We start from the raw sequence: 13,545 nt of genomic DNA, 5'->3' as shown, positions 1-13,545 counted from the left end.
AAGATTAGCCAATTATATCACTATAGTCATATTTTTTTGTATCTATGTAATATTTTTTCCCTACAATAATAATTCTTTCATCTTTTTTTGCACTCTTTTTAAATCTTGCTTTGATTTTTTTAATTTTTTTTGCTGAAAAACCACGTTTTTTAAGATGCCTGTTTAAAGAGACAACCTTGCTCTCTTGGGCAACCTCGGATTCTATTACTGCCTCAAGCATCTCCTCCTCGGCTACTGCTTCTTGCGGAGCATTGAGCATAAACTGTGACGAAATACTGCTGAGAATATTTTTGAGCTGTTCATCTTTTTCTTTATAGATTCTTTCTATTTTTTCACGCTCGGCTATAAGCATCTGCTCTTTTTGGTCTCTAAGGCTCCGCGTTTCATTCTCCAGAGTATCCACACGCGACTGCAGTTTTTGATTTTGTTCTTCAAGAAGTTTGTAATATCTGTCATTGCTGAGTGTGGTGCGTCTTGGCTGCAGAGTTTTTCGCCCTGTTTTTGCCTGTGTCTCATCCAGCAGCACCATTTTGACACCGTTCTCTACAACACTTTGCAAAGAACCCCGTCGGACCCGGTTGTGTATAGCCTCTTTTGAAACACCAAAATACTCAGCCGCATCATTTATGCTCATCTTTTTCATCTTTTTTCCCCTGCTAACGCATGTTTTCAAAAACCAAAGGAGCTTCCCACTCACCTTCACGCACCATTTTCATCACCTTTTGCAGATCATCAAGCTTTGCGCCTTTTACACGGATAGAATCCCCTTCTATCTGGGCGTTGACTTTGAGTTTCATCTTTTTAACATCTGCAGTGATTTTTTTCGCCTCTTTGGATTCTATATAATCCACAATTTTAAAAGTCGCCTTGCGTGTGCCTCCACTGGCATCTTCCACACGAAGTTCATCCAGCACTTTTGAGGAAAGCCCCTGTTTTAGCAGTTTTGCTATAACAATGTCTTTGAGTGCATCCAGTTTGTTATCACTCGAAGCAACAAGCACCAGTACTTTGTCTTTCTCTTTCAGATTCACTTCATACGGTGTTCCCTTGAAATCATAACGATTGGAGACTTCTCTGTCTACCAGGTTAATAGCATTTTTCAAATTCTGCATATCTATTTTTGCCGTTATATCAAACGAGTGTTCTTTTGCCATAGGTGTTATCCTTTTTTTGTTTTAATTATAACATAGTTTGTTTGTTATCAATAACAGTCGGTACTACAGAAAAAAATTTAGTTTTAAAAATGCAAGGTCGGCACTGAAGTACCGATTCCGAACAGTATAAATCCAACTATACATACAAAATTGACTTATATCATCTCCATGTAAAGAAAAAATAGCTATTATCACTCTAATTATTTTACATCTAGGTACTTATATGCAAGAAGAGTTAGAAAAAAAACTCAACAAACGTGAACGCTACAAAGCCAGACTCAAACCCTATGACTATTTTGTCAAAGAGTTCGATACCATTGATTTTGAGAGTCTGGGTGAAGGTGACAGGTACTATCTGCAGGATTTTGGCATTTTCAATACCGATTTTTTGGAAGATGAATTCACCATTCGTATTCGCGTAGCCGGAGGCAGAATCAGCACAAAACAGTTTAATTTTTTGGCAGATATTGTCAACAAATATGATTTGACCCTTGTAGTCACGGCACGTGCAGGCTTTCAACTCCATGATGTCGAAGCCGACGATGTCCATGAACTTTTCAGACTCTTGAATGAAAACGGACTCATAACCTGGCAAAGTTTTGGCGACAACATCAGAAATATAGTCACTGATATCTATGACGGCGTCAACAAACACGCAAAAATTGAAGTCTATCCGCTGATACAACAGATGCAGGACTACATCATCAAAAACCCGAAATATGTCGGCATGCTGCCCCGCCGTGTCAGTATCGGTATCTCGGGTAACGAGGCAAATGTCAACTCCTTTTTTGCAAATGACCTCTACTTTGCACTTGCCAAAAAAGAAAACACTTACGGTTTTAATGTCTATATGGGCGGCAAAAATACGGAAATAGCACAGGATGCAGATGTATTTTTGCTTTATGAGGAAGTTTTTGATTTTTTTACGGCTTTTGTAGAGACATTTTATACGCACGGCTCACGCTTTTCACGTTCTAAAACCAGACTCTTTTACATGATAGAAGAGTTGGGGCTGGACAAACTCAAAGCACTTATCGAAGATGTCTATGGAAAAAAATTCAATGCTGCCGGCAAACTGCAGCTTTTTCATGGCGAATTTAATGAATTTGAACTTTTAAACAACAACAAATATGCCTTTTGTTATCAAACAGACTTCGCCCGTCTCTCGCCAAAAGAGATGCGGCAAATCAGCGACTATGCGAACAAACACGATGCCCATATTCGTTTGGGGATTGACCAAAACATCTATATTGTCGGCATAAACGAAAAAACAGCGCCTTTTGATTCGCCCGCGCTCAGCTCTACAGTAGTATCCTGTGCCGGCAATCTTTGTCCCTACGCAGTTTGGAGCATTAAGGATGAAAGTGCCAAATACCTGCCCCTGGAAAAAATCTACGAACATAAAATAAAAGTCGGGTTTTCAGGCTGTGCCAAAGGGTGTGGACGCCATCGCCATACCGACATCGGGCTCATAGGCTTGAAAACCAACAACTTCGGAGATACCGACGGAGGGGCAAGAGTTTTTATAGGTGCCGAACACGACAGCGGAAAAAGTGTAGCAAGACAGCTTTTTTCCATGGTGCCTTTTGTGCACTTAAAAGAGACAATAACACTCATTGTAGAACTTTTTGAAAAAAGCAAATATAAAAATTTTCAGCTTTATGCACATCACGTTTTAAACAAATATTCTGAAGATTTTGTCAGCCTCTGGCATCTGTACAATCTCAAAAACAAAACAGCACTCACACTTCCAAAACAAAACAATATACTTACATGTAAAGAAGAAGAAAAATTGCTTTTTGAAAGTTTTTCAGATGTAATACTTATAGAAAACGACTTTAAAAAGAGTGTAAGTGCTTTGGCAAAAGAGTTATGGACGGTAGAGGGCAAAGACCCTCACTACAAACCGCCTATGAAAAGGGTAAATGTCAGATGAAGTTTAAATTTGCTAGAATAAATAAAAAAAGATTATACAGTATCCTTTATGAAACAACTAAACTATAACTACACATCAAAAAAAGAGTTCATCAAGTATTTACATGTAAACGATGTGCCTCTTTTTGATGACAAAATTTTAATCCAAATGTTCACCTCTTTACAAAATAAAGAAGAGATAGAACGCATTGCAAATGATGTCTGTGCAATCTTGCCTCATGCAAAACTCATCGGCTGTTCAAGTGCGGGAGAGATTCTTGAAGAAAAAATGCTTGAGAGAAGTGTTGTTTTAAGTATCTCTGTTTTTGAAAATACAACCCTCCATACATTATACATGGATGATGAAAATTCCCATCGGCTTGGTGTCAAAGTTGCCAATGCTCTCTTGCAGGAGGAGACAAAATGTGTCATCTCGTTTGTAGATGGATTATCACACATTGGAGAAGAGTATCTTAACGGCTTTAACTCCTGCAATAAAACAGGCGTTCTTGTAGCCGGCGGTATGTCTGCAGACCTTTTTAGCTTTGATGATACTTTTGTCATTTATCAAAACAAAATTTACAAAAAAGGTGCTGTTGGAGTTGCGCTCAGAGGAGAAGATCTTGAAGTCACAAGTGATTACAACCTGGGCTGGAGAGCTGTCGGTCCGACTTTTACAGTGACAAAAGCAGAGGGCAACAGAGTTTATGAAATAGACAACAAACCCGTAAAAACACTCTATGCAGAAGTTTTAGGCGAAGACGTTGTGACAAATCTTCCCGCCTCGGCAGTCGAATTTCCTCTGTTAAAGCAAAAGAACGGTGTTTTGGTTGCGCGTGCAATGGTGAGTATTCTCGAAGATGAAAGTATCCTCTATGCAGGACTTTTTGAAGAAGGAGACAAAGTCAGTTTCGGTTTGGGAAGTGCCACACAGGTGAATGCACATCACCCTGAAGAAATACTCAAAGAAGAAAACAAAGAAATTCAGGCGGCCTTTATCTACTCCTGTGCCGCACGCAAGCAGTTTTTGTCCTTTGAGTTGGAAAAAGCATTCTCCCGCATAGCACAACTTGCCCCTACAGCAGGCTTTTTTACCTATGGCGAATTTTATACAGACACGCAACAGGCAAACCTGCTCAATATTACAAATACTCTGCTGTTTCTTAATGAAAAAAATACACAACATATAAAAAAAGAAGTACCAAAACAAACAGACGCACCTGTGCAAACAGGTAAATTGACAGAGAGTGCCACCCTGCACCTCATCGACTATGTCTCCAAAAACCTTCAACTCCAACAAAAAGAGTTTGATGCAACAAAATTCAAACTTAACGAATTTTTAGAAGCCATCAACAGTGTTGTCATTATTTCAAAAACTGACTTACAGGGAAAAATCACCTATGTCAATGAACAGTTCGAAAAAATCAGCGGCTACAAAAAAAGTGAACTGCTGGGAAAATCGCATAATATAGTACGCAGTCCTCTGATTGAAGCAGATGTATTTAAAGATTTATGGCAAACCATACAAAAAGGCAATATCTGGCACGGAACACTTTCAAACCGCAAAAAGGACGGCTCTCTCTACTATATAAAAACACATATCTTTCCAATTTTTGATCAAAACTATACTATCACAGAGTACTTGGCTATCCGCCAAGATATAACAGATGTTGTCGAGAGCAAAAAAGCCTATGAAAATCAGCTCAAATTTACAAATATGCTCCTTGACAATGAAGAAAACATAGTCATTGTCACAAAAAACAATAAAATAGACAAAGTCAACCAAGCATTTTACAGGTGCTTCGGATATAAAACTTTAGAAGATTTTACAAGCTGGCATGAGTGTATCTGTGATCTTTTTATAGAAAAAGAGGGCTATCTGAAAAAAGAAAAAAGACCAAAGGTCTGGTATGACCCGATTTTAAAAGAGCCTCACAAAATTCATCTGGCATTGATGCTTGATGCCAACAACCAGAAACGGATTTATCATGTACGATCCCGCCAGGTTGTTTATGATGATGAAACCATCTATATCATCAACACCTTCAATGACATTACCGAACTCGAACAGGCAAAAGAAAAAGCACAACGGGCAGAAGCGGCGCAGGTAATGTTTTTGGCAAATATGAGCCATGAGATACGAACACCGATGAACGGAATTTTGGGCTTTGGGGAACTTTTGCAAAACACCCAGCTCTCAGATACACAAAAAAAATATGTAGATATCATCAACAGTTCAACCCAGACACTTTTAAACATTATTAATGATATTCTTGACTCTTCAAAAATTGCCAACAATAAAATAACACTTGAACATATAGAAATAAATCCTTATGTTGAGTTCAATACAACCTATGAACTTCTTAAATCATTGGCAGAAAAAAAATCATTGCTCTATCTGCATAAGTTTGATACAAAAATGTTTGAGTGCATTATCAGTGATCCGACAAGACTGCGCCAAATCATGACAAACCTTCTCTCAAATGCCATTAAATTCACTCCTGAAAATGGAGAGGTTCTCTTTCAGACGGAGGTTATAAAAACAAATAACGATTTTCAAACTATCCGTTTTAGTATTCATGATACAGGCATAGGCATACCAAAAGAAAAACTGCAAACTATATTTAAACCTTTTTCTCAAGCCGATGACTCTACCACACGTAAATTCGGCGGCACAGGACTCGGTCTCACCATAAGTGCAGATTTGGTAAAACTCTTTGGAGGCAAACTGGAAGTAGAGTCGCAAGAAGGCAAAGGCACCACATTTTTCTTTGATTTAGAATTTAAAAAGTGTACAGGCATGCCTACATTGAAGAAGCTTTTAGCAGACTATGAACTGATACTCATAGAAGACAATCATGAATTTGTTATACAAAAGATAGCCCAGACATTGGACTCTTTTCATCTGAACTATACACGTTTGCCCAAAGAGAATGATTTTACAAAGAAACTTTCTCAAAACACTATTTTATTAACCCTGGATACCACTGTTGGTATGCAGGCAAGAGATCTTCTCCCGCGGGAACAAATCATCTGTATCAGCGATACATGCAATAATGAGCATCTTGATTGTGTTGATTTGACTTTTGATGAATCTTTTAGTTCGAATTTATATAATTTTCTTCTCTCCAAAATGCAAAATCATGCTGCAATGCACAAAGAAAACGAACAGACTATAACACAGACATTAAAAATTCTTGTTGCCGAAGATTATGACATTAACCGCATGCTTATAGAATCTCTTCTGAACAAACATCCAAACATCAGTTATGAATTTGCAAATGACGGAGAAGAAGCTGTTCAAAAAGCAACGGCTTCCTCGTATGATATGATATTTATGGATGTCAATATGCCGAAAATGAACGGTATCGATGCAACAAAGAAAATACGACAAAAACTAAAGCATCATATTCCCATCATAGCGCTCACAGCCAATGCACTTGACGGAGACAAAGAGCGCTTTCTCGCTGCAGGAATGGATGACTATATAGCCAAACCTATCCAAATCAAGGAACTCCAAAGAGTCATCACAAGATATGCTCCCGCACAGAGTATTCACATAGATGACAAACCCGATGACTTTAATTTTAATGCTCTGCTCAAAGAGATAAAAGAACGCTTGGAACTCGATGATGCCATCATCATAAAACTTCTGAGTGCTTTTACAAAAAACTTTCGCAGCGCACTTGAAGAACTTGAAACTGCATTTGAAACAAATGATACACAAACCATACTGCACCTGGCCCACAAACTCAAAGGTTCCTCAGCAACACTTGCCCTGGATGAAATAGCTGATATGATGGGAGAGATAGAAAAAGATATAGCCAATAATATTTCAATTAGCTATAATGACAAAATTAAAACACTCAACACCTATACCAATCTACTGGAGGATGGTTTAAAAGATGCAACATAAACTACATATTGTCATAGTCGATGACGAAATAGTTAATCTGCTTTTACTCGAAAGTATTGTAAATGCAGAAGGCTACGAGCATATCAAGACTTTTGAAAATGCTCACGAAGCATTAAGCTATATGCAATCAAACACTGTTGATGCACTCATTACCGACTTCAATATGCCTGAAATGGACGGGATAGAACTTCTCAAGCAGGCAAAAGCACTCTACCCTGACCTGGTAAGCATTATGATCACAGCCAACAATGACAATGAAATGATGCACCGTGCCCTTGAAAGCGGTGTAACCGACTTTTTGACAAAACCTATCTCTCCGCTTGTTTTTAAACTGCGTTTAAATAATATTTTGAAACTGAAAAATTCTCTCAATATCACACAGCATTTCAATGAACTTTTAACAACAAAGGTAGAAAAAGCAACAGCCGCATTGCAAAAGAGCGAATATGAAGCCCTTGAGGTACTCTCAAAAGCAGCAGAGTACAAAGATCCCGAAACAGCAAGCCATATCAGCAGAGTCTCTCACTATTCTAAGCTTTTGGCAAAAGCAGCCGGACTCTCTGAAGAAGAACAAAAAATTATTTACTATGCCGCTCCTCTGCATGACATAGGAAAAATCGGCATTAATGACGCCATTTTACTCAAACCGGAAAAACTGACAAAAGATGAATTTGAAAAAATGAAAGAGCACTCCATAATTGGTGCGAAAATATTGCAAGGCAAAGAGAATATTTTTCTCAAGGCAGGAGCAGTCATAGCCCAGTCACATCATGAAAAATACAACGGCAAAGGGTATCCAAAAGGACTCAGTGGCAAAGAGATTCCTTTATATGCCCGAATTGTAGCTGTTGCTGATGTATTTGATGCACTGACATCAAACCGGCCGTATAAAAAAGCATGGGACTTTGACAAAGCCTTACAGCTGTTAATCGCCGAAAAGGGAGAGCATTTTGACCCACAGATTGTCGAATATTTTATCCAAAACATAGATGAAATAAAAACCATCTATGCCAAATTTCAGGATGATTAACTACAGTTTACTTTTTCAAAAGAGATTAAATATTCATCCCTTTGTATCGGGAATACCTTCACAAGATAGTGCTGGCCTTGCTTATCTGTCACCTGTTTGCTGTATGTCTGATAATTTTTCATCGTTATAATGATATCTTCAATAAATTTTGCGTCAAACTTTTCAAAAGCCTGTGCCATATTTGAAGAAAACTCTCCAAACTCATTTTTAAATTTTTCGTTTGCATATTTCAGTTTTGTATCTGTATAAAAGATTGCCGTCGCATAAAACTCATTTAAATAACTTTTGCAAAGTGTACTGACTTTCATGCTGCATTGCAGTTCAGTTTCAATCTGTTTTTGACGAATAACCTGCTCTACTTTTAATTTGAGCTCTTCAGGAGAAAACGGTTTTTTGAAATAATCCAGCACCCCCGCTTTATACGCATCTCGCATCACTTCTATATCTAGGGTACTCGAAATCATAAACACCGGTAAATGGAAATTTTTTTCATCTTCTTTGATTTGCTTCAAAGCCTCTAACCCGCTCATATCCGGCATCTGCATATCCAACAGCATTAAATCAATCTTGGACTGTGCGACTTTTTGAATCGCTTCTGTACCATTGTGTGCCTCAAGAATCGTATACCCGCAAGAAGATAAAATATTTTTCATCATTCTTCTGATAACACGGGAGTCATCGACTATCAGCAGTGTATAATTTGGATTTATTTGCATACTTTCTATAATGGACAAAATCTCTTTGACTGTTAAATTTGCATTTTTTCCTTTGAGCAGATAGTCCAGTATCCCGAGTCTGAACAACTCGTCTCTTCGCAAAAGATCATTTTCTGAAGTAAATATAACAATTTTAGTCTCTTTGTTGGCTTCTTTAATCTCATCAATTAAATCTTCACCTTCTCCATCGGGAAGATGCAAATCAAGAATAACAAGAGAAATTTCATTTTCTTGCAAAATCTCTCGTGCCTTTGCCAAATCATAACTCTGCAAACAGCGAAAACCCTGTTCTTTTAATCTTGCTGTTAATGTATTGTTAATGACTCTTGAATCTTCAACAATAAGAACAGTAAAATTTTCATTTTTAATTCTTTGTTTTTCCTGTATACAGCTAAACATATCTAGTTCCATTAATTTTTTCTGAATTTTTATTATTATATCTTATTTGCGTAAAACAATCAAGAAAATTATTTTTTGTTAAAATGAAAGTCCTCCACCAAAATTTTGCGCAAAACTCGGGTCGCTGTACCCTGCCATTGTAGACTTCATGCGAAGTTTTTCTATGTCTGCTTTTGAAGATATTCCCTGAGGGCAGACTAAAGTACATTCATTGCACAAAGTACAATCCCAGACACCGTTTGTCTGCACGGTGTCTATCTTCTCTTTGGGCTCTGCCTCGCGTTTGTCACTGACATATTTCCAGACACCTGTCAACGCGAAAGGTCCTAAAAACTCTTCATTTACACTGTAAACCGGACAGGCAGAATAACACGAACCGCATAAGATACAGTCACTCTGCAAAGCATTTGTTTTTTCATCTTCATGCGTGAGCTTTGCTGCTTTGTTATATGTCTGCAGCCATGTTTTGGCACGTTTGTTCGTCTCAAGGGCTTTGTCCATATTGACAACCAAATCACGTATAACTGCTACATTTTTGAGCGGTTCTATCACATCCCCGTCTTGCACTTTATAGGCACAGGCAAGCACCTCTTTTTCATTTACACGCATCGAACAGCTGCCGCAGACACTGCTTCTGCATCCGCTGCTGTATGCCAAAGAACTGTCCTGCTCTGTTTTTATACTGTTTAACACTTCTAAAAGCGTAGCATCGTTTAAATCTACTTCATACATCACAAAGCCTGATGCTCTTTTTATGCTTACTTTCATCTATTGCTCCTCTTGTACAAAATGAGCGCCACAGCTCTCTTTTCGCTCTAACGCAGCACGCACTACCGCTTCACAGACATCAAGCATATTTCTAAATTCTATGAACTCTACAAGATTGGTATTATAAACTTTGCCGGTGTCTTTGACACCCATAAGGGGCAGTTGTTCTTTTAAGAGTTGTATCTCTTTTCGTGCTTGGAGCAGTGCACTCTCTTTTCTTATAATGCCCACTTTTTTATAAAAAAGTTCCCCTACATACGAACGTTTTTCATAAAAATCAATTTCATTGCTAAAGCTTTTGAGCTTATCAAGAAAATTTGTCTCTTTTTTACATGTATGCTCATTTTTGCTTTTATCATCGCAAAAAGTATAATGCGCTGCACTTTTACCGGCTTCACGACCAAAAACTATAATCTCAAGCAAAGAGTTGCCACCCAAACGGTTTGCGCCATGTACTTTGTGGTTTGCACACTCACCACAGGCAAACAAACCGCTTACGCTTGTTTGCGATTTGTTATCAACTTCTATTCCGCCCATGGTATAGTGTGCAACTGCTTTGATGGGAATCAGATCTTTTACAGGGTCCACCTTTTCATACAAAAGCGCCAGTTTTCTCTCCTGTGGCAGATTCTCGTCTATAAACTCTTCTCCTAGATGCCGAATATCCAAATAGACCTCTTCACCTGCTAAGATTTGTTCATTGATTGCACGACTTACTTCATCTCTTGGTGCAAGTTCGTTTATAAAACGCTCTCCCCTGGAATTAAGCAGATACCCGCCTTCTCCTCTGGCACTTTCACTGATAAGGATAGAAGAATTTTTCAATCCTGTCGGATGAAACTGTACGAACTCCATACCCAAAAGTTTTGCACCGATTCTAGCAGCTGCCGCGATACCGTCTCCTGTAGAAGCTGTTGAGTTTGTAGAGTATTTGTCATATATGCGTGAGTACCCTCCTGATGCCAAAACAACACTTTTTGCAAAGTGATGTTCCAATTCTCCGCTTCTTATATTCAAAATTAATGCACCACAGATACTCCCGTCTTCTTTTGTGAGCAAATCAAGCAAATAGCGTTCATTATGTATTTCAATATCTTCTTTCAAACAACGCTCATAAAGTGTATGGAGTATTTTTAATCCTGTATAATCCTGTGCATAGCAGGCCCTTGGAGCGGATGCCCCTCCAAGCTTTCTTTGGGCAATTTTTCCATCAGCTGTACGGGAAAAACAGACACCGATTTCATCAAGCCACTGTATGGCATTCGGTGCTTCACTGCACATGTAACGCACAGCTTCTTCGTCTGCCTGTCCGTGTGCAGATTTCAGCGTGTTTTGAATATGCTCTTCTACAGAGTCCGGACTCACATTTCCTAGTGCAGCATTCATCCCGCCCTGTGCCATACAGGTCTGACTTCTTGTCGGGTACTCTTTTGTAAGTACACGTACACTTGCACCGGCATCCTTGGCAGCAAGAGCCGCTGTAAGTCCTGCCCCGCCTGCTCCTATAATCAATACATCTGTAATCATTGTATATTCTCACATACACTCTGAATGAGCTTTTCTCTGGCTTCAACCGATGTCCAGGCAATATGCGGTGTCATATAGAGCCTCTCTTTGTTCTTTACATGTAACAGGGGACTCTCTTGCGGCAAGGGCTCTTTTTCAAACACATCCAGCCCGAAAGAGATGTTTTTTTCATCCACAAGTCTGGCAACTGCCGACTCGTTAATGATTCCGCCACGCCCGAGGTTCAGTACCACTGCACCCTCTTTACATGTAAAGAGCTTTTCATAGTCTAAAAGGTTTTTTGTTTTTTCGTTAAGCGGTGCGTGCACAGTAATAATATCGCAACTCTTTAAAAGCTCGCCAAGGTCTGCTCTTTGAAAATCTTGACTGCGATTTACCCCGCTTGTCGAGTAGTAACAGACATCCGCACCGAAACATTTGGCAATATTAGCAACACCTCTGCCTATTTCACCCAAACCGATGATGCCCCATTTTTTTCCTTTTATCTCAAAAAACGGATGACTTACATCGGTAAACAGGGCACTCTTGGAGTAGGCACCGCTTTTGACAACTTCATCATAGTAGCGTGAATGGCCTATGAGATAAAAAAGCATAGAAAATGTGTGCTGGATAACAGAGTCGGTAGAATATCCGGCCACATTTTTTACTGCAATGCCAAACTCTTTTGCAGCCTCAAGGTCAACATTGTTCATTCCTGTTGCCGCAACACAGATCAGTTTGAGGTTTTTTGCATGCTGCATATGCTCTTTTGTTATCACAACTTTGTTTGTTACTATAACTTCCGCATCTGTAATACGTTTGAGTGTCTCCTGCGGTAATGTTGTTTTGTATGCTGTTACGCTTCCCAACTTGTCAAAACAGGACAGGTCTGTATCGCCAAAGGTCAATGTATCGAGTAAAACTATTGTACGGCTTTGCATTTACATGTCTCTGATTTTTGTTATAAGTTCACGCGCTTTTTCAAGTGCGGCATCTACTTTATCAAAAACAAGTGCCACAGCCAAGCGGCGTCCTTTATGTGCTTCGGGTTTTCCAAATACTCTGACATAGGAATTGTCACTAAAGAGGCTCTCATCCACATCAACAACAGGAGCAAAGCTCTCTTTTTCGCTTTTGAATGCGGCAGATGCGCCTTCACCGTAAAAAGTAAATCCGAGTGGCAGTCCCAACACAGCACGCAGATGCAAGGCAAACTCACTCTGGCTTTGTGTTATAAGCGTTACCATTCCCGTATCATGCGGACGCGGGGAGACTTCAGAAAAATAAACCTCATCCCCTTTGATAAAAAGTTCAACACCAAAAAGCCCCTGTCCTCCAAGTCCGTCTGTTATCTCTTTTGCCATTTTCTGTGCTTTTTCTTTGGCTATCTCGCTCATCTGCATCGGCTGCCATGAAAAGACATAATCTCCGTCGCGTTGTTCATGTCCGATAGGTTCACAAAAAACTGTCTCTTTGCCGTTACGAGCCGTAAGCATTGTAATCTCATAATCAAAATCTACAAATGCTTCGACTATCAGCTCACTTGCATCTCCGCGTGCTTCTTTTGCCGCTTCCCATGAAGCAGGAATATCTGCTTCACTTTTGGCAATACTCTGCCCATGTCCGCTTGAACTCATAACCGGTTTAATCACACAGGGAAAGCCAAGCTCACATGCTGCTTCAAGCATGCCTTCTTGTGTTGTAACAAATTTATACGGTCCGGTTTTGAGTCCCAAAACCTCTGCCGCAAAGGTACGGATATTTTTTCTGTTCATCGTTTTGCTGACTGCATTGGCATTTGGAATAACATTGTAGCCTCGATCTTCTGCCGCAAAAAGCGCATCAATGTTGATAGCTTCGATTTCCGGTAAAATATAATCAGGTTTTTCACGATAGATGATTTCCAAAAGGGCATCTTTGTCAAGCATATTCACAACATGGGAACGATGCGCCACCTGATGGGCCGGAGCATTTTCGTATCTGTCAACGGCTATGGTTTCAAGTCCCAGGCGCTGTGCTTCTATGATGACTTCTTTACCAAGTTCACCGGAACCGAGCAACATGATTTTTTTTGAATTTGATTTAAGAGGGGCAGAAAAGTGCATAACTATACTTCCTTATTTATATATAGCAGAATTATAC

The 13,545-nt window shown here is 39.3% G+C and carries 10 protein-coding genes; 3 read left to right on the top strand and 7 right to left on the bottom strand.

Features of this window, described 5'->3' with window-relative positions; translation table 11 throughout:
• Window positions 1–4: 4 nt before the first annotated feature.
• Together MLC52_RS00250 and MLC52_RS00245 are read right to left on the bottom strand one after the other, a co-directional pair.
• Entirely contained in the window at window positions 5–643 is a 639-nt protein-coding gene (locus MLC52_RS00250; protein WP_434580719.1) for a DNA-binding protein, read from the bottom strand.
• Window positions 644–656: 13 nt separating this feature from the next.
• A complete protein-coding gene (locus MLC52_RS00245) occupies window positions 657–1,154 on the bottom strand; it encodes a YajQ family cyclic di-GMP-binding protein (protein ID WP_434580717.1) in 498 nt (165 codons plus the stop codon).
• A 223-nt stretch (window positions 1,155–1,377) separates the two neighbouring features.
• On the opposite strand from MLC52_RS00245, the gene MLC52_RS00240 reads away from it, so the two are divergent.
• The 3 genes from MLC52_RS00240 to MLC52_RS00230 are packed head-to-tail and all read left to right on the top strand — an operon-like array spanning window position 1,378 to window position 8,014.
• The gene (locus MLC52_RS00240) at window positions 1,378–3,090 is read left to right on the top strand and encodes a nitrite/sulfite reductase (RefSeq protein WP_434580715.1); all 1,713 of its coding nucleotides are present in this window, start codon (window positions 1,378–1,380) and stop codon (window positions 3,088–3,090) included.
• 48 nt (window positions 3,091–3,138) lie between these two features.
• Window positions 3,139–6,984 carry an FIST N-terminal domain-containing protein gene (locus MLC52_RS00235; RefSeq protein WP_434580714.1) on the top strand — a complete coding sequence of 1,282 codons (3,846 nt, stop codon included), beginning with the start codon at window positions 3,139–3,141 and terminating at the stop codon, window positions 6,982–6,984.
• Entirely contained in the window at window positions 6,974–8,014 is a 1,041-nt protein-coding gene (locus MLC52_RS00230) for an HD domain-containing phosphohydrolase (protein WP_434580712.1), read from the top strand. The genes MLC52_RS00235 and MLC52_RS00230 overlap by 11 nt, the downstream gene beginning before the upstream one ends.
• Here the strand turns inward: MLC52_RS00230 and MLC52_RS00225 are convergent.
• From MLC52_RS00225 to purT, 5 genes are all read right to left on the bottom strand, one after another.
• Window positions 8,011–9,141 carry a response regulator gene (locus tag MLC52_RS00225; RefSeq protein ID WP_434580710.1) on the bottom strand — a complete coding sequence of 377 codons (1,131 nt, stop codon included), beginning with the start codon at window positions 9,139–9,141 and terminating at the stop codon, window positions 8,011–8,013. The two genes, MLC52_RS00230 and MLC52_RS00225, sit on opposite strands and share 4 nt — an antisense overlap.
• Window positions 9,142–9,207: 66 nt before the next feature.
• Window positions 9,208–9,897: a succinate dehydrogenase/fumarate reductase iron-sulfur subunit gene (locus tag MLC52_RS00220; RefSeq protein ID WP_346389086.1), complete on the bottom strand. Its 690-nt coding sequence runs from the start codon at window positions 9,895–9,897 to the stop codon at window positions 9,208–9,210.
• Entirely contained in the window at window positions 9,898–11,424 is a 1,527-nt protein-coding gene (locus MLC52_RS00215) for an FAD-binding protein (RefSeq protein WP_346389085.1), read from the bottom strand.
• On the bottom strand, window positions 11,421–12,344 hold the full coding sequence (locus tag MLC52_RS00210; protein WP_346389084.1) for a D-2-hydroxyacid dehydrogenase: 924 nt from the start codon (window positions 12,342–12,344) through the stop codon (window positions 11,421–11,423). Before MLC52_RS00210 ends, MLC52_RS00215 begins: the two co-directional genes overlap by 4 nt.
• Window positions 12,345–13,508, bottom strand: a complete 1,164-nt coding sequence (purT, locus tag MLC52_RS00205; protein WP_434580708.1) for a formate-dependent phosphoribosylglycinamide formyltransferase — start codon at window positions 13,506–13,508, stop codon at window positions 12,345–12,347.
• Between the last annotated feature and the right edge of the window lie 37 nt (window positions 13,509–13,545).

It is taken from the genome of Sulfurimonas sp. NW15 (assembly GCF_051132285.1).
GTDB lineage: Bacteria > Campylobacterota > Campylobacteria > Campylobacterales > Sulfurimonadaceae > Sulfurimonas > Sulfurimonas hydrogeniphila.
This window is presented reverse-complemented; position numbering and strand designations above follow the sequence as displayed.

Bases quoted from the DNA above. Each gene is read 5' to 3' on its own strand.
- MLC52_RS00230 (WP_434580712.1), top strand. From the start codon at position 6,974: ATGCAACATAAACTACATATTGTCATAGTCGATGACGAAATAGTTAAT.
- MLC52_RS00215 (WP_346389085.1), bottom strand. From the start codon at position 11,424: ATGATTACAGATGTATTGATTATAGGAGCAGGCGGGGCAGGACTTACA.
- MLC52_RS00210 (WP_346389084.1), bottom strand. From the start codon at position 12,344: ATGCAAAGCCGTACAATAGTTTTACTCGATACATTGACCTTTGGCGAT.
- MLC52_RS00245 (WP_434580717.1), bottom strand. From the start codon at position 1,154: ATGGCAAAAGAACACTCGTTTGATATAACGGCAAAAATAGATATGCAG.
- MLC52_RS00220 (WP_346389086.1), bottom strand. From the start codon at position 9,897: ATGAAAGTAAGCATAAAAAGAGCATCAGGCTTTGTGATGTATGAAGTA.
- MLC52_RS00235 (WP_434580714.1), top strand. From the start codon at position 3,139: ATGAAACAACTAAACTATAACTACACATCAAAAAAAGAGTTCATCAAG.
- MLC52_RS00240 (WP_434580715.1), top strand. From the start codon at position 1,378: ATGCAAGAAGAGTTAGAAAAAAAACTCAACAAACGTGAACGCTACAAA.
- MLC52_RS00225 (WP_434580710.1), bottom strand. From the start codon at position 9,141: ATGGAACTAGATATGTTTAGCTGTATACAGGAAAAACAAAGAATTAAA.
- purT (WP_434580708.1), bottom strand. From the start codon at position 13,508: ATGCACTTTTCTGCCCCTCTTAAATCAAATTCAAAAAAAATCATGTTG.
- MLC52_RS00250 (WP_434580719.1), bottom strand. From the start codon at position 643: ATGAAAAAGATGAGCATAAATGATGCGGCTGAGTATTTTGGTGTTTCA.